The 18,252-nt window shown below is 69.6% G+C and carries 16 protein-coding genes; 9 read left to right on the top strand and 7 right to left on the bottom strand.

The window, feature by feature from the left end; all coding sequences use genetic code 11:
• Positions 1–25 precede the first annotated feature (25 nt).
• A complete protein-coding gene (locus ACIA1L_RS22035) occupies positions 26–1,258 on the top strand; it encodes a cytochrome P450 (protein WP_396074734.1) in 1,233 nt (410 codons plus the stop codon).
• Here the strand turns inward: ACIA1L_RS22035 and ACIA1L_RS22030 are convergent.
• Genes ACIA1L_RS22030 through ACIA1L_RS22020 form a run of 3 tightly spaced genes read right to left on the bottom strand, consistent with a single transcriptional unit; the run spans position 1,249 to position 4,420 of the window.
• Complete coding sequence (locus tag ACIA1L_RS22030; protein ID WP_396074733.1) at positions 1,249–2,412, bottom strand: thiolase domain-containing protein; 1,164 nt, start codon at positions 2,410–2,412, stop codon at positions 1,249–1,251. The genes ACIA1L_RS22035 and ACIA1L_RS22030 overlap by 10 nt on opposite strands.
• Positions 2,409–3,464, bottom strand: a complete 1,056-nt coding sequence (locus ACIA1L_RS22025) for a thiolase domain-containing protein (RefSeq protein ID WP_396074732.1) — start codon at positions 3,462–3,464, stop codon at positions 2,409–2,411. The genes ACIA1L_RS22030 and ACIA1L_RS22025 overlap by 4 nt, the downstream gene beginning before the upstream one ends.
• Positions 3,461–4,420 carry a Zn-ribbon domain-containing OB-fold protein gene (locus tag ACIA1L_RS22020; RefSeq protein WP_396074731.1) on the bottom strand — a complete coding sequence of 320 codons (960 nt, stop codon included), beginning with the start codon at positions 4,418–4,420 and terminating at the stop codon, positions 3,461–3,463. Before ACIA1L_RS22020 ends, ACIA1L_RS22025 begins: the two co-directional genes overlap by 4 nt.
• An 89-nt stretch (positions 4,421–4,509) precedes the next feature.
• On the opposite strand from ACIA1L_RS22020, the gene ACIA1L_RS22015 reads away from it, so the two are divergent.
• The 3 genes from ACIA1L_RS22015 to ACIA1L_RS22005 are packed head-to-tail and all read left to right on the top strand — an operon-like array spanning position 4,510 to position 8,418.
• Positions 4,510–6,057: an acyl-CoA synthetase gene (locus ACIA1L_RS22015; RefSeq protein ID WP_396074730.1), complete on the top strand. Its 1,548-nt coding sequence runs from the start codon at positions 4,510–4,512 to the stop codon at positions 6,055–6,057.
• Between the two features lie 58 nt (positions 6,058–6,115).
• Positions 6,116–6,451, top strand: a complete 336-nt coding sequence (locus ACIA1L_RS22010) for a PadR family transcriptional regulator (RefSeq protein WP_396074729.1) — start codon at positions 6,116–6,118, stop codon at positions 6,449–6,451.
• Positions 6,439–8,418 carry a hypothetical protein gene (locus ACIA1L_RS22005; RefSeq protein ID WP_396074728.1) on the top strand — a complete coding sequence of 660 codons (1,980 nt, stop codon included), beginning with the start codon at positions 6,439–6,441 and terminating at the stop codon, positions 8,416–8,418. The genes ACIA1L_RS22010 and ACIA1L_RS22005 overlap by 13 nt, the downstream gene beginning before the upstream one ends.
• A gap of 16 nt (positions 8,419–8,434) precedes the next feature.
• Here the strand turns inward: ACIA1L_RS22005 and ACIA1L_RS22000 are convergent, their stop codons facing one another.
• A complete protein-coding gene (locus ACIA1L_RS22000) occupies positions 8,435–9,226 on the bottom strand; it encodes a crotonase/enoyl-CoA hydratase family protein (protein ID WP_396074727.1) in 792 nt (263 codons plus the stop codon).
• A gap of 70 nt (positions 9,227–9,296) precedes the next feature.
• Between ACIA1L_RS22000 and ACIA1L_RS21995 the strand changes: the two genes are divergently transcribed.
• The 3 genes from ACIA1L_RS21995 to ACIA1L_RS21985 are packed head-to-tail and all read left to right on the top strand — an operon-like array spanning position 9,297 to position 12,428.
• A complete protein-coding gene (locus ACIA1L_RS21995) occupies positions 9,297–10,916 on the top strand; it encodes an acyl-CoA synthetase (RefSeq protein WP_396074726.1) in 1,620 nt (539 codons plus the stop codon).
• A complete protein-coding gene (locus ACIA1L_RS21990; RefSeq protein WP_396074725.1) occupies positions 10,906–11,997 on the top strand; it encodes an NAD(P)H-dependent flavin oxidoreductase in 1,092 nt (363 codons plus the stop codon). Before ACIA1L_RS21995 ends, ACIA1L_RS21990 begins: the two co-directional genes overlap by 11 nt.
• 17 nt (positions 11,998–12,014) lie before the next feature.
• Positions 12,015–12,428: a nuclear transport factor 2 family protein gene (locus tag ACIA1L_RS21985; RefSeq protein ID WP_396074724.1), complete on the top strand. Its 414-nt coding sequence runs from the start codon at positions 12,015–12,017 to the stop codon at positions 12,426–12,428.
• 46 nt (positions 12,429–12,474) lie between these two features.
• On the opposite strand, the gene ACIA1L_RS21980 is transcribed toward ACIA1L_RS21985, so the two are convergent.
• From ACIA1L_RS21980 to ACIA1L_RS21970, 3 genes are all read right to left on the bottom strand, one after another.
• Positions 12,475–13,107: a dihydrofolate reductase family protein gene (locus tag ACIA1L_RS21980; protein WP_396074723.1), complete on the bottom strand. Its 633-nt coding sequence runs from the start codon at positions 13,105–13,107 to the stop codon at positions 12,475–12,477.
• A 129-nt stretch (positions 13,108–13,236) separates the two neighbouring features.
• Positions 13,237–15,057, bottom strand: a complete 1,821-nt coding sequence (locus tag ACIA1L_RS21975) for a hypothetical protein (protein WP_396074722.1) — start codon at positions 15,055–15,057, stop codon at positions 13,237–13,239.
• 56 nt (positions 15,058–15,113) lie between these two features.
• Positions 15,114–16,211 (bottom strand): alcohol dehydrogenase catalytic domain-containing protein, encoded by a 1,098-nt coding sequence (locus ACIA1L_RS21970; RefSeq protein WP_396074721.1) that lies wholly within the window; start codon positions 16,209–16,211, stop codon positions 15,114–15,116.
• An 88-nt stretch (positions 16,212–16,299) separates the two neighbouring features.
• On the opposite strand from ACIA1L_RS21970, the gene ACIA1L_RS21965 reads away from it, so the two are divergent.
• Both ACIA1L_RS21965 and ACIA1L_RS21960 read left to right on the top strand, forming a co-directional pair.
• Positions 16,300–17,457, top strand: coding sequence for a hypothetical protein (locus tag ACIA1L_RS21965; protein ID WP_396074720.1), 1,158 nt, complete (start codon positions 16,300–16,302; stop codon positions 17,455–17,457).
• 7 nt (positions 17,458–17,464) lie between these two features.
• On the top strand, positions 17,465–18,238 hold the full coding sequence (locus tag ACIA1L_RS21960) for an SDR family oxidoreductase (protein WP_396074719.1): 774 nt from the start codon (positions 17,465–17,467) through the stop codon (positions 18,236–18,238).
• The last annotated feature ends 14 nt before the right edge of the window (positions 18,239–18,252 follow it).

Below are 18,252 nucleotides of genomic sequence, written 5' to 3'. Positions count from 1 at the left end.
GAAACCTGTTGCTGGAGGAGGAGCCGTGGCCGAGCCTCGCATCCCCGAGGGTTTCGACTTCACCGATCCACAGATCTACGTCGGCGGCATACCGCATGCGGAGTTCGCGGAGATGCGGCGGACCGCGCCGGTCTGGTGGATTCCGCAGGAGCGGGGGAGTGCCGGCTTCGACGACGACGGCTACTGGGCCGTCACCCGGCACGCGGACGTCATGGCCGTCTCCCGCGACAGCGACACCTATTCAAGCTGGGAGAACACCGCCATCGTCCGGTTCCAGCCGGACCTGCCCCGCGAACGCATCGACATGCAGCGCCTCGTTTTGCTCAACATGGATCCACCTCAACACACCAAGCAGCGAGCCGTCGTCGCCCGCGGATTCACCCCCCGCGCGATCAACAACCTGCGGACCGCGCTAGCCACCCGCGCCGAGCGGATCGTCCGGGAGGCCGGCGGTGCCGACTCCGGTGACTTCGTCGACCAGGTCGCCTGCGAGCTGCCGTTGCAGGCCATCGCCGAGTTGCTGGGCGTGCCCCAGGAAGACCGGCGTAACGTTTTCGACTGGTCGAACGCGATGATCGGCTACGACGACCCGGAATACAGCGGCGGCGCCGACGCGATGGAGCCGGCGATGGAACTCCTCGCGTACTCGATGAAGATGGCCGAGGAACGGCAGACCTGCCCCCGCGACGACATCGTCACCACCCTGGTGAAGGCGCAGATCGACGGCGAGCATCTGTCGACAGACGAGTTCGGCTTCTTCGTGCTGCTGTTGGCAGTGGCGGGCAACGAGACGACCCGCAACGCGATCTCGCACGGCATCCTGGCCATGCTCGAGCACCCCGACCAGTGGGAGCTGTTCAAGGCCGAGCGTCCGCGCACCGCAGTGGACGAGATCGTCCGGTGGGGCACGCCGGTCAACGTCTTCCAGCGCACCGCGCTGCGCGACGTCGAGCTCGGCGGCCAGCAGATCAAAGCCGGCCAGCGGCTGGCCCTGTTCTACGGCTCGGCAAACTTCGATGAGGAGATCTTCACCGATCCGCAGCGGTTCGACATCATGCGCAGCCCGAACCCGCACCTTGGATTCGGCGGCAGCGGCGCGCACTTCTGCCTGGGCGCCAACCTGGCCCGGCTGGAGATCGACCTCATCTTCAACGCGATCGCCGACCACATGCCGGACATCAGCCTCGCCGGCCCGCCGCAACGGCTGCGCTCCGGCTGGCTCAACAGCATCAAGCACCTGCCGGTCCGCTACCGCTGACCGTCCGGTTCGGTCGCCACCAGCCACATCGAGAAGAACTGCGAGCCCCCACCGTACGCGTGTCCGAGGGCGGTGCGCGCCCCAGCAACCTGGTGCGCGCCCGCCCGGCCCATCACCTGCATGGCTGCCTCGGCGAAACGCAGCAGCCCGGACGCGCCGATCGGGTTGGAGCACAGCACGCCCCCGGACGGGTTGACCGGCAGCCGGCCACCGATCCGCGTCTCACCCGCCTCGGTCAGCTTCCAGCCCTGCCCGCTCTCGGCGAAGCCCAGGTTCTCCAACCACATCGGCTCGAACCAGCTGAAGGGCACATACAGTTCGGCGACATCCACCTCGTTCAGCGGATCGGTGATGCCTGCCGCCGCCCACAATGCCTGCGCTGCCTCGGCTCCTGCCCGCGGATTGACGTGGTCCTTGCCCGCAAAGAACGTGGGCTCGGTGCGCATCGAGGTGGCCCGGATCCACGCCACCGGACGCTGGCTCGCCTCCGCCGCCGCCTGATCGCCGAGCACGATCGCACAGGCACCATCCGAGGAGGGGCAGGTCTCGTCGTACCGCACCGGGTCCCAGAGCATCGTGGAGGACCGCACCGATTCCAGGGTGATGTCCGGTTGCCGCAGATGCGCGTACGGATTCAACGCCCCGTTGCGCCGATCCTTGACCGCGACCAGCGCCCCGACGTGCTCCGGAGCCGAAGCCCGCCGGATGTACGCCCGGATGTGCGGCGCGAAGTAGCCACCCGCCCCGGCCCCGATCGGCGCGCTGAACGGCGGCTGGATCGACAGCGCCCACATGGCGTTCGATTCGGACTGCTTTTCGAACGCCACGGCGAGCACCCGGCGGTGCACGCCCGCTCGGATCAGGCTGGTCGCCACGTTAGCGGTCGCACCGCCCACCGACCCGGCCGTGTGCACCCGCAGCAGCGGCCGCCCGGCTGCCCCGAGCGCATCGGCGAGGAACAGCTCCGGCATCATCACGCCTTCGAACAGGTCCGGGGCCTTGCCCAGCACCACCGCGTCGATCTGCGACCAGTCGGTGCTCGCATCCGCCAGCGCGCGGTCGATCGCCTCCCGACACAAACCCGCCATCGACACGTCAGTGCGCCGGGTGCGGTGGTGGGTCTGCCCGGTACCCAGTACGGCCGCCCGTCTCATCGTTCCGCCTCCAGCACGCAGACCAAGTTTTGTTGCAGCGCCGGGCCGCTCGTGGCGTGCGCGACCGCCCGTCCCGCCGCACCGGACATCACCTGAGTGGCCGCCGACCCGATCCGGGTCAGCCCTGCTGAGAACATCGCGTTGCCGCACAGCGCGCCGCCGGACGGGTTGACCCGCACCTGATCGCTGAGCCGTAACGCGTGCCGCAGCAGCAGTTCCTGATGGGTGAACGGCGCATGGAGCTCGGCCACGTCCACGTCGCCGTCCAGGCCGGCGGCCTCGGCCGCTGCCGACGCTGACGGCACCGAGGTCAGGTCCCGTTCGCCGAGCCCTTGCGTGTCGATCCGGTGCGCGACGCCGGTGATCCAGGCGGGTCGCTCCCGCAGCTGCCGCGCGTGATCACCCGCCGCGAGGACCAGAGCGGCTGCGCCGTCGGACACCGGCGGGCAATCGTGCAACCGCAACGGATCCGCCACGTACGGCTCGGCCAGCAGCCGATCGACGGTGGTGTGTCCGCGCACCTGAGCGAAGGGGTTGGTGTCCGCGTCGGCCCGGCTGCGCACCGCGACCTCGGCCATCTCCCGCTCACCGAACATTCCGGCATCGAGGGCCAGGCGGGCCTGCAGCGCGGCCACGCTCACCGCGTCGGGCCACAGCGGCGCCACCGCGTACGGGTCGAGTTGCAGCGCAAGCACGCGGCGCAGCAGGCCGGCCGAGGACTTGCCGAAGCCGTACACCAGCGCGGTTTCCGCCTCGCCGGCCAGGATCTTCACGTACGCCTCGTAGAAGGCCCAGGCGGCATCCATCTCCACGTGCGACTCGCAGATCGGCGGGAATGCGCCGATAGCGTCGACCGCGTTGACGAAGGAGAACGCCCGCCCAGCAAGATAGTCGGAGGAGCCCGAACACCAGAAGTCCACCGCTCGACGGTCCAGGCCGGCGCCGGCCAAGGCCGCCCGCAGGACCGGCACCAGCGTCTCGACACCGCTGGTCGTGCCCGCCTCGGCCCGGCAGGGTGCCTGGGCGAAGCCGACGACGGCGACGGCGCTCACAAGTGGTCCGCAAAGGTGTCGTAGGTGGCGTCCGCTTCGCCGGTCGGCGCGAAATGCGCGATGTTCTCCGGCGTGGTGGACCATTTCTCGCGTTCCCGCCACACCGCCGCCACCCGCATCCCCATCCGAACCTCCTCAGGCGCACATCCGACGATCAGGTGCGGCAGCGGGATGTCGGCGCCGTCCAGCAGCACCTGCGCCACGACGTACGGCGGGTCGAGGCGCTGGCCGGGGAATGGCACGTTGACCACGCAGAAGGTGGTGACCGTGCCGCGGTCGGCCACCGCCACCTCCTCGTCCGGCGACACTCCGTCCGCGGGGCAGACCCGGGGCGGGACGTACACCTTGTGGCAGACCGGGCACCGCTGGCCGAGCAGCCGGCCGTCGGCCAGAGCTCGCAGATACCGGCTCTCCTCGACCGAGGTGGTGTGCCGATAGCCGAGCCGGATCGGTGTGGTCACCATGGTCACGGGTTCGGCGTCCGGCTCAGCTGGCTCGCTGGGCCCGCTCTCGCCCGGCTCGAAGCACTCGATGTCCTGGATCCGGCCCGTGGTGGTGGCGGCCCAGCGGATGCGGACCCGCATGCCGGTGCGCATCCGGTCCGGTGTGCCCGCGTCCACCGCGTGCAGCAGGCTGGTGTCAGCGCCGTCGAGGCGGATCAGCGCCCAGCCGAAGGGGTGGGCCAGCGGCTGCCCCGCCAGCGGCCGGTGCATCCAGGTCCAGCTGACGACGGTGCCGGTGGGTTGCACCTCGACGAGCTGGGTCACCGGGGCATGGGTCGCCGGATCGTATTCCAGCGGCGGGACGTGGACTCGGCCGTCGCAGGTGCGGCTGCCAACCACGCGGCGATCGCGCAGCCCGGTCAGGAACTGGCCCAGAACCGGGCCGAGTGAGCGGGTGTAGTCGAAGGCGATGTTCATCGCGGCGGACAGCGGCGGGGCTTCGGCGATATCCACGAGATCCAGTGAAACACGTTGCAGTAGAGCCGGGCAAGGTCGCTCAATCACGGCCTTTCTATTGCTAGAACGAGTTATAGAATTCCCCCATGACGACTATCGGACTGTGGGGAATCGCGGCAGAGTCGGCGCAGCGGGCGGCCGTCGTCGACACCGACGGCCGCACCGTGACCTACGGCGAGCTGGCTGCCGACGCCAACCGGATCGCGCGCGGACTTCGTGACCTGGGACTGGAGCCCGGCGACACGGTGGCGCTGCTGCTGCCCAACAGCGCGGACATGCTCACCGTCTACTTCGCGGCGATGCAGACCGGCCTGTATGTCGTGCCGTTGAACTGGCACCTGACCGCGGCGGAGATCGCGTACATCCTGCGCGACAGCGGTGCCCGGGTTTTCGTCGCCCACGAACGCTTCGCCGAGGCGGCAACCGCTGCGGCCCGCGAAGCGAGTGTGCCTGCCGAGGGGCGCCTCGCGGTGGGCAGGGTCGCTGGCTTTCGGCCGCTCGCCCAGGTGGGCTCGGGTGGCTCCGGTCGCCCCGGTGCTCGCACGGCGGGCACGCTCATGGTCTACACCTCGGGGACCTCGGGTCGCCCGAAGGGCGTGCGCCGGCCGCTCACCGGCGCCGACCCGGACGCCGTACCCGCGACCTCGACCTGGTTCTTCGGTCTGTTCGGCCTCGAGCCGTTCGACGGTCACGTGCATCTGTGCTGCTCGCCGCTCTATCACACGGCGGTGATGAACTTTGCCGTCATCTCGATCCAGCTGGGCCACACCGTGGTGGTGATGGACCGTTGGGGAGCCGAGGAAGCGCTGCGGCTCATCGAACGGCATCGGGTCACCCACAGCCACATGGTGCCGACTCAGTTCGGGCGGTTCCTGGCCCTGCCGGAGAAGGTTCGCACCGGCTACGACCTGTCCTCGATGCGCGTGATGATTCACGGTGCTGCGCCCTGTTCGCCGCAGGTCAAGCGGCAGATGCTGGATTGGTGGGGCCCCGTCGTGGTCGAGTATTACGCCGCGTCCGAGGGCGGGGGAGCCCTGATCACCGCCGCCGAATGGCGCGAGCGACCCGGCTCGGTCGGCCGCGCCTGGCCCGGCTCCCGCATCCGGGTGCTGGACACCACGGGCAACGACATGCCGGTCGGCGAGCCCGGCCAGGTCTACCTGCAGATGGGAGACGCCAGGTTCGAGTACCTCGGTGACGAAAAGAAGACCCGCGAATCCTGGCACGGCAGCATGTTCACGGTCGGCGACATCGGCTTCCTCGACGCCGAGGGTTACCTCTTCCTCTGTGACCGCAAGAGCGACGTCGTGATCTCGGGCGGCGTGAACATCTATCCCGCCGAGATCGAGGGGGAGCTGGCCGCTCACCCGGCCGTTGCCGACGTCGCCGTCTTCGGCGTGCCGCACGACGAGTGGGGTGAGGAGCTCAAGGCCGTCGTACAGCCGGAGCTGGGCGTGGCCGCCGGGCCGGAGTTGACCGCCGAGCTGCTTGCCTACCTGTCCGGGCGGCTCGCCAGCTTCAAGATCCCGCGCAGTGTCGATTACACCGACGAGCTCCCGCGCGATCCGAACGGCAAGCTGTACAAACGGCTGCTGCGCGAGCCTTACTGGGCGGGACGCGACCGCGCCATCTAGGTGAGCAGCTCAAACCCTATGTAGCGAAAATTGCAGACCCTATGTAGCGTACGCGGGCATGACGGCTTCCCTCCGGATGACCACAGCCCTGGCCGAGGTGCTGCAGGCCTTCCTCGTCGACCCTGATGACGAGCGGTACGGCCTCGACATCATGCAGGCGACCGGCCTGCCCAGCGGCACCATCTACCCGATCCTGACCCGGCTGCAGCGGGCCGGCTGGCTGGCGGCGCACTGGGAGGAGATCGACCCGGTGGCGGCGGGCCGGCCCGCTCGGCGCTGGTACCGGCTCACCCCCGAGGGCCTCACTGCGGCCCGCCTCTCGCTCGCCGAGTATCGGCAGCGGCACTCGCCCGCCGGTGCGCTCACCAAGCGGAGGCCGACATGGGCGTCCTGAACTGGTTTGTCGAGGTTCTGCTGCGCGTGGCCGCCCGGCGGTGGCCCGCCGACGTCCGCGATGACATGTCCCGGGAATGGGCGGCTGAGCTCCTGATGCTGCGGCAGCGCCGCGGCACCGCAGGACGTCGCCTGTCGTACGCCTTCAGCCTGGCGGCCACGCCGTTGACCTTCGACGAGAACGGTGAGCCGCGGAGCCGCTGGGAGCGGCTGCGTCCCGGGCCGGTGTGGCGCTCGATCGGCCGGCTCATGGCTGTCTGCGTGTTCGGCGTCGGCGCGTCGATGGTCCTGTCCGAGGTGATCAGCGACGCTGTCGATCCTGATTACTACTCGCCAGCCAGTCGGCTGCTGTCGGCCGTTCTGGTGGCGATGATCATGACGGTTTACACCGTCGCAGGGGGCCGGTGGGCCGGATCGGGCGGCGGCCACGCACCCGGACCGGCCGGCAGCCTGGGGGTCGCGGCCACGGCGGTCGGGGCGCTGAGCTTGGTGCTCTGGCCCCTCCTCCTCTTCAGAAGCGGCTATCTCGACATGGGCGGGATGACGATGATGGCCGCGAGCTGGATCGTGGCGACGTTCGTGCTGGTGGTGGCGGTCGTGCGGGCGGTGAGTGCCGGCCGGACCGTCCGGGCTTGGGTCGTCGCTGCGTTCGCCGCGCCGGTGATATCGATGCTGCCCATGCTGGTGCAGGTCCTCCGCGATCCACCGAGTGCGGACAACGATTACGTCATCACCGAGGCACTCGGGGACGCCACGCTCCTGCTGCTGCCGTGGACGGTATGCGCGGTCGCCTTCGGCTGGGCGGTCGCGAGGCGCTGGCGAGAACCGGCGGTGGAGGTCGCCACCCCGACGCCAGCCACGCCCACGCCAGCCACGCCCACGCCAGCCACGGCGACGTCACCTGCCAGTCCGGTTCGCTGGTCGCGGGTGACGGCGGAACGCCTCCTGCTCGGCTCGCTCGCCGCCGTCTCGGCGGTCGCGTGGACGCTGAGCATGACGGTGCTGCAACCGCTGAGCGAGCCCGAGCACCTGCCGGACGCTACGGCGGAGAACAACACCTACTGGGCTCGGGAGTTGCGCTGGGACTCACTGATCGCGTTGATCCTCGTGCTGCTGGTGTACGTGCGCGGCGACCGGCGTGGCACCCGGGCCGTGCTGCTCGGCGGCGGCGTCTGGTTCGTGGCCGACCTCGGCGTGGACCGGCTGAACCTGTCCTCCGGCTCCGTGCCACTGGCGATCGGCGCAGTGGTCGCTGCCCTCGCCTGGTGCGCGTTCGCGGGAACCATCCCGTTGGTGCCCCGGCCCGGCACGCTCTTCACCGGGGCGCTCATCGCGGCCGTCCTCGCCGGTGTGGCAACGATGACCGAGTCGCCGTACGACACGGAGCCGGAGCTGAATCCGTCGAGTGCCGGGGTCGGCGCTCTGCTGGCGGTGGTCGCCGTCGTCGCGGCGGTGCGCGCAGCCGGGACGGTCACCCGACTCCGTGTCGCAGTAGCTGTGCCGGTCGCGGTGGTCGCGGGTGCCGTGCCGGTTCTCATCCGCTTCACCTGGCAACAGCCCAGCGGCGACCGCTTCTTGGCGATTCTGACCTTCACTGTCGCGCTGGCTTTCGCGGTCGTCGTGCTCTCCGGGCCGCGCCCACGCGGATTGCGAGGCTGGTTGTACTACCCGGCCGCGCTCACCGTCACCGCTATCGCCATCCCGGTGGTCTGGGCGCCGCTTGCCTGGGTCTCGATCGTCCTGCCGGTCAGTTCGCTCTTCACCGCCTTGGCGGGCAATCCGCCGGTGCACGGTGCTGACACGGATGTCGTGTACGCCCTCCTGGCTGTCCCGGTCGCCGTCGTCCTCGGCCGGCTGCTGCGCAGGTTGCCGCCGGACCGGCCGCTGCGCGACGCACGACAGGCGGGTTCGACGAGGCCCGAACCGAGGCGATCCCGTCCGATCCTGAACCCGCCCGACCCGGCCTGATCGCGATCGTGGCTGTCTAGTGCCCCTGGAAGTGCGGGGTACGTTTCTCCGCGAAGGCGCGCGGGCCCTCCTTGGCGTCGGCACTCATGAAGACCGCCGTACCGATGTCGGACTCGACGGTGAAGGCCTCGTTTTCGGGCATGCCCTCGGTTTCGCGCATCGTCCGCAGAATGGCCCGGATCGCCACCGGGCCATTCGCGGCGATGGTCGTCGCCAACTCCAGGGCCTTGTCGAGGGCCTGCCCGTCGGGCACGACGTGCCCGATCAAACCGATGCGGTGGGCCTCCTCGGCGGTCAGGTGTCGGCCGGTCAGCAGCAGGTCCGCCGCGATGGTGTACGGGAGTTGCCGCGGCAACCGCACCGCCGATCCACCGAGCGGGAACAGCCCCCAGCGTGCCTCGGAGACGCCGAAGCGGGCGCTCGCGCCGGCCACCCGGACGTCGGTGGCTTGCAGGATCTCGGTGCCGCCGGCGACGGCGGGGCCCTCGACAGCGGCGATCAGTGGCTTGGTGAGCCGGCGTCCCTTCAACAGCGCATCGATGCGGGACAGGTCGGTGCCGTTCGTCCGGAAGCCGTCGCCGGGATGGTCGCGGGTCATTGCCTTGAGATCGGCGCCCGCGCAGAACGCGCCACCCGCACCGGTGAGGACGGCGACCCGCAGTTCGGGGTCCTCATCCACCCGGTCCCAGGCGTCGCGCATGATCGCCATCATCTCCGCGGACAACGCGTTGCGGGCGGATGGCCGGTTCATCGTCACGATGAGCACCGGGCCGCGCTGTTCCACAAGGGCATGGGGTTGCTCTGGCACGCCCGTCTCCTCACCGCCTGCGAATTCTCCGACCTTGCAAGCGGACAATAACACGTTCTAGTTTCGAGGGATGGCGGCCAATATAGCGGATCTGTTCGAACACGCGGTCGACGCCTTCGGCGACCGCATCGCCGTAGCCTGTGGCGACCGATCGGTGTCCTTCGCGGACCTCGAAGCCGATGCCAACCGACTGGCGCACTTCCTCGCCTCCCGTGGCGTCGGCGCGGGCGACCACGTCGGCCTCTACGCGGGCAACTCGATCGACGCCGTGGCGGCCATGCTCGCCGTCTACAAGCTCCGGGCCGCGGTCGTGAACATCAACTACCGGTACGTCGAGAACGAGTTGCAGTTTCTCTTCGCCGACGCTGACCTCACCGCGCTGATTCACGACCGCAAGTACGCCCCCCGCGTCGCCAACGTGCGGCCCGCCACCAGCGGCCTGCACACCGTCGTTGCGCTCCCCGACGGCTCGGATGCGGACCTGGCCGCCGCCGGAAGCATGCCGTACGCCGACGCCCTGGCCGCCGGTGAACCGATTCGCGACTTCCCGGAACGCTCCGGCGACGATCTCTACCTGCTCTATACCGGCGGCACCACCGGCTATCCGAAGGGCGTGATCTGGCGCCACGCCGACGTGTGGCGGGTGCTCGGCGGCGGCGTCGACTTCATGTCCGGCATCCCGCTCGAGGACGAATGGGCGCAGTCTCGCCGTGGCGTGGAAACCGGGGGGATGGTCCGCCTCTGCCTCGCCCCGCTCATCCACGGCAACGCGCAATGGGCTGCGCTCGCTGCCCTCTTCGGCGGCGACACGGTGGTGGTGCTGCACCACTTCGACGCTGCTGCCGCCTGGCAGGCGATCGCCCGGCACAAGGTCAACGTCGTGGTGCTCATCGGCGACGCGATGGCGCGCCCGATGATCGAGGCCTATTCCGCCGGCGGCTACGACGGCTCCTCGCTCTTCGCAATCTCCTCCAGCGCGGCGCTGTTCTCCCCGGTGGTCAAACGTCAGTTCCTCGAACTGCTCCCGGACGTGCTCATCACCGACGCGATCGGCTCCTCCGAAACCGGCTTCGCCGGCATGGGCGTGGTCGCCGAGATCGAAGGCGGTGCCGTCGACGGCCCCCGCTTCACCCCCGGTCCCAACACCATCGTCATCGACGAATACGGCAAACCCGCCGACGTGGGCGTCATCGGCCGACTGGCCCGCGGCGGCTACCTGCCGCTGGGCTACCACAAGGACCCGGAGAAGACCGCCACGCTGCTGACCGAGGTGGACGGCAAGCGCTACGCCGTACCCGGAGACCTCGCTCGTCTCGAGCCCGACGGCACCATCACCCTGTTGGGCCGCGGCAACACCTGCGTCAACACCGGCGGCGAAAAGGTGTTCCCCGAGGAAGTCGAGGGCGCGCTCAAAGCCCACCCCGGCGTCTTCGACGCCCTGGTCATCGGCATCCCCGACGACCGGCTCGGCCAACGCGTCGCTGCGCTGGTGCAGACCCGGCCCGGCCAGCGACCCGACCTCGCCGACCTCGACCAGCATCTCCGTCAGCGGATCGCCGGCTACAAGGTGCCGCGCGAGCTGTGGTGGGTCGACGAGATCACCCGTACGCTCAGCGGCAAAGCCGACTACCGCTGGGCGCAACGGTACGCACAAAGTCACACCGGCGAGGCCGTGACCCATGCGGACTGAGCTGTGCGACCGCCTCGGCATCGACTACCCGATCCTCGCCTTCAGCCCCTCCGAGCACGTGGTAGCCGCGGTCAGCCGCGCGGGTGGTCTCGGTGTCCTGGGTTGCGTCCGCTTCAACGACGCAGCCGACCTCGACGCCACCCTGTCCTGGCTGGACGCGGCAACTGCCGGCCGCCCGTACGGCGTGGACGTGGTCATGCCCGGCACCGAACCGGCTGAAGGTGCCCCCGCCGACCTCGACCGACTCATCCCGCCCGGCCACCGCGACTTCGTGGAACGGACACTGCTGCGGCTCGGCGTACCCCCGCTCGCCGCCGCGTCGTCGCACCCCGGCGTTCTCGGGTGGTTGCATTCGGTGGCGCGTACCCATGTCGACGTGGCCCTGTCCCACCCGGTCCGGCTGATCGCCAACGCGCTCGGCCCGCCGCCGCCCGACGTGATCGCCCGAGCTCATGACCACGGCCTCGTCGTGGCTGCCTTGGCGGGCCGGGCCACGCACGCCCGCAGTCACGTTGCTGCCGGGGTCGACCTCGTCATCGCGCAGGGCGCCGAAGCGGGCGGCCACACCGGCGAAATCGGCAGCATGGTGCTGATTCCCGAGATCGTCGACGCGGTCGGGGACCAGGCCCCGGTCTGCGCGGCCGGCGGCATCGGCAGCGGTCGGCAGATCGCGGCCGCCCTCGCCCTCGGTGCCTCCGGGGTGTGGACGGGCTCCATCTGGCTCGGCACCGAGGAGTACCGCAGCGCGCCCGCTCTGCGCGAAGCATTGCTGCGCGCCGGATCGGGCGACACGGTCCGCAGCCGGATCTACTCCGGCAAACCGGCCCGCCTGCTCCGTAACCGCTGGACTGACGCCTGGGCGACGGACGAAGCGCCGGCGCCATTGCCGATGCCGCTGCAGAACCTTCTCGTGGCAGACGCGCACTCCCGCCTGATGGACGCCGGCGATCCGAGCGTCGTACCGATGCCCGTGGGGCAGATCGTGGGCCGGATGAACGAGGTCCGTCCGGTCGCCGACGTGCTGGCCGAACTGGTCACCGAGACCGACGAAGCCCTGGCCCGCCTGCGCAAGATCGCCTGAACCGTTACCGTTCCTGCGTGACCCCCACCGATGTCGAGGCTGTCGAAGACCTCGTGCGTGCCTTCTTCGCCGCATTCGTGTCCGGGCCGGACTCCACGGCCCGCGTCGACACCCTCCGCGAGATCCTGCACCCGCGGGCCGTCATCTTCGCGAGCGGTAGCCCGGACCCGACCGTCTACGACGTGGACAGTTTCATCGAACCCCGCCGCGCTCTGCTCGCCGGCGATCGCCTGTCCGACTTCCGGGAGTGGGCGCTACCCGGCCGTACCGAGGTCTTCGACGGCATCGCCCAGCACTGCTGCCCCTACGAGAAGTCCGGCGTCCTGGACGGCGAGTCGTTCACCGGCCGGGGGACGAAGACGTTCCAGTTCGTCCGGACCGGCGCGGGCTGGCGGATCAGTGCCGTGGCCTGGGTCGATCTGCCGTCCTGAACTGCGCGGGGCACGGCTGCTGCCATGCCCCGCCGGATGGTCGGCCTCAGATGCCGCGGTCGGGGGCGCTCATGTCGCCCGTTGCGGGTGTGCCCTCGGCGAGCCCGTACTGCAGATACACGGAGCCCTTCGGACTGGCTGCCGGCGGCTGCAGGAGGGTGAGATTGGCCGGGACGACGCCGCCGTCGAACACCTTCTTGCCGACGCCGAGCACGATCGGGTGCAGCCAGAGGTCGATGCGGTCGAAGAGCCGCTCGCGCAGCAGTGTCTGCACGAGATCCAGGCTGCCGACGACCTTGATGTTCTCGTGCCGGTCGCGAATCTCCCGCACCGCGGCGGCCAGGTCCGGACCCAGGTGGGTCGACCCGGCCCAGGAGAGCTCAGGCTTGCCCCGCGACGCGACATACTTGGGGATTCGGTTGAAGAGCGTCGCGATCTCGTTGTCCTCGCCGCCCTCCTGATGCGGCCAGTAGCCGGCGAAGATGTCGTAGGTGCGCCGGCCGAGCAGGAGGGCATCCGTGCCCTCGTAGGCGGCAGTGATCTGCGCACCGGCGACCTCGTCGATCAGCGGCGCCTGCCACCCGCCGAACGGGAATCCCGCAGGATCCTCGTCGGGACCGCCGGGCGCCTGCCCGACCAGGTCGAGGGTCGCGAACAGCTCGAGGTGGATCAGTCCCATGGCGTACTCCCGATGCGTCGGTTGTCTCGGTCAAAAGGTTAGACCGGCGACCGCCCGCGAACTCATCGCTCGACCGGAAACCGTGTGCGGGGCGGGTGGCCGGCCACCTGCCCCGCACAGTTGAGGGGGTCAGGGAGCGGTGGTGAAGATCGCTACCGAGTTGGCGCCGACCGTCAGGTCGTGGCCGGTGTCGAAGGAGGTGGTCAGCTTGCCGGCCGGGACCGGGAAGCCGGTCGTGGGGTCGGTCGGGGCGTTGCCTTCGGTGTAGGCGTACTTGTTCAGGGTGATCGTGCCGGTCTGCGCGGTGACGGTGACCTTGGCGTTGGTGCTGTTGCGGTTGACCAGCACGAAGGTCCAGCCGCCGCCCGGCAGCTTGGCCTTCAGCACGCGCACGCCAGTCGGCTGCGGTGGGGCGAACATCTCGGTGCCGGCCGGCAGGTAGCGGCAGAGCAGGCTCCAAGTGTAGAACCACGGCCGCAGGGTCTTCGGCTCCAGGGGCTTGGTGTGGTCCCACATGCCGCACTGGGTTTCCGGGGCGTATCCGTCGAGGCACCAGGCCATGGCGCCGTCGACGCCGGCGCGGGCTTCCTGGACGGCGAGGTCGGCCATGCGGACGCCGTGGGGGTAGTCGCGGGTGAAGGAGTAGTCCTTGTCGGGGTCGTTGCCCGGGGCCTTCATGCCGGTCTCGCCGAGGATGACGGTGCCACCACCGTTGGCCTTCTTCAGCTGTTTGACGGCCTCGGTCAGGGTGGCCTCGGGGTATTCGGGCGGGGTGCCGGGGATGTCGACCTCGTGCACGTAGAAGTGGGCTTCGCTCTGCGCGACCTCACGGTCCAGGGCGGACTGCAGCCACCAGTCGTTGACCTTCGAGCCGCCCGGGTAGGTCCAGCCGGCGGAGTGGGACTCGGTCTTGGTCAGGTCGTTCATCGGATCCGTGGTGCTGCCGGAATCGGTGAACAGGGTGACCGCTGAGACGGCGCGTTCGATGCCGCGGGCGGGCGGCATCGTGAGGCGCAGGAACTTGGTGCCGTCCGGGAAGGCCCGCGGGGAGACGTCCACGCGGTACCAGGGGTTGGTGGCGTGGGTCTTGACCGGTGCGGTCTGCTGCACGTCGACGTTCGTCCAGGAAGTGCCGTTCTTCGACGCCTGGAACGTCCAGTGGGTGCCGGTCGCGTCGGGGGTGCGGTAGAAGCGGGCCGAGAAGCCCGTCATTCCCGCCTTCTTCCACACGAGGTTCTGTTCGGTGTTCGCGGCTTCGACCGGCACCGACTGGAGGCCGAGGTCGCCGTCCTGGGCGGCGATGCCGGCCTGGGCGGTGTCCGGTCCGCCGATCAGGTCCGGGGAGAGCCCGGCGCGGACGAACGCCGTGCGCAGGTTTGCGGTGGCGGTGCGCCAGTCCGCGTACTTGAGGCCCTTGTCGTTGTTCGGCTCGTTGATGCCGTTGTAGCGGACGACGTTGCCGAGGCCCTTGTCCTTGAACTTGCGCATCAGGTCGGCCTGCAGCGTGGCGGCCTCGGGGGAGACGTAGAAGTCCCGGCTGTTCACACCCCACATGCCGGTCACCACGTTGGTGCCCTGCTCCTGGTAGTGCGCGATGATGCGGAACACGTTCTGCATCTGCGGGGTCTTCCAGTTGTAGGTTCCGACGGTGCCGGAGGGGTTGAACCACGGCCGGTTGATCATGATCCGAACCAGGCCGGGGCTGATGAAGTCCGTGCGCTGCGTCAGCTTGGCGAAGTCGTCGTCGGGCCACTGGACCGGCTCGTCGTCGTCGGCGCCGCGGTAGAGCGGGTCCTGGTTGTAGCCGAGGCCGAGCCAGGTGCTGCCGACGGCATCCTCGACCGGAGCGGCGTGGGTCGGCGCGGTCGGCGCTGCCGCCAGGGTGCCGGCGAGGGCTACCACGGCCGCCGGCACGCCGAGGGCACGCCGGGCGGTGAATCTCTTACGCATGCGGGAGTCTCCTGCGGAGTAAGGAAAAGGGGCAAGGGCAGGAAACCGGTTTCGGATCAGGACTGTACGCGGGAACTGTCAGCATTCGGTAAGGGGTGATCCAATTCGGACGTAAGCAGGACCACCGCGCGACCGCTGAGGCGTCCATTGGTGAGCTTCTTGTAGGCCTTTTCGGTCTGGTCGAATGTGAACTCCTCGACGATGTTCTCGATCAGACCCGCCTGTGCCAGCGCAATGACCTCCTGCGCATCGGCGATAGAGCCACCTTGGAATGTGAATACCTCGCCATCGCGGGGGAGTGTGGAGAACCATGGTGTCGCCAGCCGCCCGCCCGCCGACCCGATCAGGCCGTACGCGCCGCCCGCCCGTACCGCCGCGAGGCCTGTCGCGATGGTCTCGTCAGTGCCGACGAAGTCGAGCACCGCATCCGCGCCGAAGCCGCCAACCAACTGCCGCAAGCTCCGGCGAGTCTGGTCGTCCACGCCGGGCAGCGGCACGGTTCCGTACGACTCGGCAAGCGCAAGACGATCCGGAGCTGGATCGACGGCGACGATGCGTGCCGCGGTCAGCTGCCGCAGGAATTGCAGCGCGAAGGCGCCCAGCCCGCCGGCGCCGAGCACGACGACAGTCCCACCCGACATGATTCGGGGCAGGGCGCGTCGGACCGCGTGATAGGCCGTAGCGCCCGCGTCGGTGAGGGGCCCGGCATGTCGCGGGTGGAGGCTGCCCAGCGGCAGCAGGGCACGCCGGTCGGCCAGGACGTAATCGGCGAGGCCGCCGTCGCGTCCGTATCCCCGGCCGGCAAGTCCCAGGACGCAGCTGTTGTCGAGTCCTCGGACGCAGTGCCAGCAGGTGCCGCAGGAAGTGGCGGCGGCCAGCGCGACCGGATCGCCTTCGCTGACGTCGCGGACGCCGGGACCGCGTGCGGCGACCCAGCCGGCTGTCTCGTGGCCCAGCGTGAACGGCATTGCCCAGCCCAGTTTCTCGCCCGGGCCCTGCGGCATCCGGGCCATGGTCAGATCAGACCGGCACAGTCCGCAGCCAGCGACTCGCACTAGCACCTGACCTGCGCCCGGCGCCGGCACCGGCACGGTTTCTGCCTGCGGTGGCTTGCTCCAGTCGATCATTCTGAACGCCCGCATCGTCTGCGTCATCCGCTCAGACTGAAACACGTTCCATTCATGGTCAAGCCGTGCAACAACGCTCGTTGACCGAATATTAGAACGCGTTCTAGCATGGGCTGTGCTTACTCAGCCGTTCGCCGACGCGATCCTCGAGGCGGAGCAGATCATCGCCACGGCCCCCCATGTGCAGGGCGAACAGGACCTGGCCGAGGGGTATGACTACCTCGCCGGCAGCATCCGTGCCGCAGTGCAGATGGCCTGGGCCTACGACCGCGACTTTCCCTACTTCGTCCGATCCACCGGCCCCTACACCAAGCTGGGTCTGGACAACCCCGACACGTTGTACTTCCACGCCTGGCTCCGCGACGACGCCGAATACCTGGTGACCGGCCGCCGGGGGAGCACCGCGGACCTCAGCTTCCAGATCCTCGACGGCGACTACACCCCGCTCGACGTGCCGGACAGCCTCGCCGCCTTCGACGACCGGGAGCTCGAATGCGACGCCGATGGCTCGTTCCGCATCCGCTTCGGCCCCGACTGCACCGGCCGCAACGCGTTTGCCCTCGCGCCGGGCTCCGCCATGCTCGTGGTGCGGGAGGTTTTCAGCGACTGGGCCACCGAGCAGCCGGGCATGCTGCGCATCGAACGCGTCGACCGGATCGGCCAGGCGCCACCGCAGCTCAGCCAGCGAGCCCTCGCCAAACGGTACGGCGTCGCCGGCAAGATCCTCATCAGCCGGCTGAAGACCTTCCACGCCTTCGCCGAGCGCTTCTACCTCGGGCTGCCGGTGAACACCCTCACCCCACCCCGCCTCACGCCCGGCGGTCTGGCTACGCAGTATTCCTCGGTCGGCCACTATCAGCTCGCCGACGACCAGGCGATGGTGGTCACCGTCCCGGCGTCGGGCGCGCCCTACCAGGGCATCCAGCTCGGCAGCATGTGGTACGTCTCGCTGGACTACATCCACCACCAGACCAGCCTCACCGTCCCGCAGGCGCGGATCGACCCGGACCGCCTGATTCGGTACGTCATCAGCGAACGCGACCCCGGCGTGCCCAACTGGCTCGAATGCACTGGACACCGCCGCGGGTACGTGCAACTGCGCTGGCAACGGGTGTCTCGCGCGCTCACTGCCGCGGACGGGCCGCAGGTGGACATCGTCGACGTTGCCGATCTGCCGAAAGTCCTGCCGCACCACGAGCCGATCGAGCTGGCGGCCTACCGGAAACGGATTGCCGCCCGCCAGGCCGCCGTCGCCGCCCGGATGCTGGGGTGAACTGCTGATGCTGACCGACAAGGTTGTCCTGGTCTCCGGCGTAGGACCCGGCCTCGGCCAGGCCGTCGCCGTCCGCGCCGCCCAATCCGGCGCCGACGTGGTGCTGGCCGCCCGCACCGAATCCCTGCTCGACGAGGTCGCCGGCAAGGTGACAGCCGCGGGCCGCCGGGCGCTGGTCGTGCCCACCGATCTGCTCGACGAAGCCGCCACCCGGCGACTCTGCGACGCGGCACTGGCCGAGTTCGGCCGGGTCGACGCGCTCGTGCACAACGCCTTCGCGATGCCGCCGATGCGCAGCCTGGGCAAGGTGGACCTGGTCGATCTGCGGGACAGTTTCGAGATCAACGTGCTCGCCGCGCTGCGGCTCACCCGGCTCCTCACCGATGCCCTGGTGGCGGTGGGCGGCTGCGTGGTGATGGTGAACTCGGCGGTGCTGCGGCATTCGCGGCGGCCGTTCGGGCCGTACAAGTTGGCCAAGGCCGGGCTGCTCGCCGTCGCGCAGAACCTGGCGAGCGAGCTCGGCCCGCGTGGCGTCCGCGTCAACTCGGTCGCACCAGGCTGGATCTGGGCCGACAGCCTGCGCGCCTGGTTCGACTTCCAGGCCGCCGAGCGTGGTGTGCCACCCCAGCAGATCTACGACGAGATCGCGGCCACCACGGACCTGCGGCGCCTGCCGACGCCGGAGGAGGTCGCCGATGCCGTGCTCTACCTCGCCTCCGACCTCGCCCGCGGCATCACCGGCCAATGCCTCGACGTCAACTGCGGCGAATTCCACCACTGAACGTCAGGGGACAC

Origin of the sequence: Actinoplanes sp. NPDC051859, assembly GCF_044452725.1 — a bacterium.
Taxonomy (GTDB): Bacteria; Actinomycetota; Actinomycetes; order Mycobacteriales; family Micromonosporaceae; genus Actinoplanes.
Note: the sequence above shows the minus strand (reverse complement) of the source record. Positions and strands in the feature narration are given on the sequence as shown.

Coding starts and splice junctions, on each gene's coding strand:
- ACIA1L_RS22030 (WP_396074733.1), bottom strand. CDS start 2,412: ATGAGACGGGCGGCCGTACTGGGTACCGGGCAGACCCACCACCGCACC.
- ACIA1L_RS22015 (WP_396074730.1), top strand. CDS start 4,510: ATGACGACTATCGGACTGTGGGGAATCGCGGCAGAGTCGGCGCAGCGG.
- ACIA1L_RS22010 (WP_396074729.1), top strand. CDS start 6,116: ATGACGGCTTCCCTCCGGATGACCACAGCCCTGGCCGAGGTGCTGCAG.
- ACIA1L_RS22005 (WP_396074728.1), top strand. CDS start 6,439: ATGGGCGTCCTGAACTGGTTTGTCGAGGTTCTGCTGCGCGTGGCCGCC.
- ACIA1L_RS21995 (WP_396074726.1), top strand. CDS start 9,297: ATGGCGGCCAATATAGCGGATCTGTTCGAACACGCGGTCGACGCCTTC.
- ACIA1L_RS21990 (WP_396074725.1), top strand. CDS start 10,906: ATGCGGACTGAGCTGTGCGACCGCCTCGGCATCGACTACCCGATCCTC.
- ACIA1L_RS21980 (WP_396074723.1), bottom strand. CDS start 13,107: ATGGGACTGATCCACCTCGAGCTGTTCGCGACCCTCGACCTGGTCGGG.
- ACIA1L_RS21975 (WP_396074722.1), bottom strand. CDS start 15,057: ATGCGTAAGAGATTCACCGCCCGGCGTGCCCTCGGCGTGCCGGCGGCC.
- ACIA1L_RS21970 (WP_396074721.1), bottom strand. CDS start 16,211: ATGACGCAGACGATGCGGGCGTTCAGAATGATCGACTGGAGCAAGCCA.
- ACIA1L_RS21960 (WP_396074719.1), top strand. CDS start 17,465: ATGCTGACCGACAAGGTTGTCCTGGTCTCCGGCGTAGGACCCGGCCTC.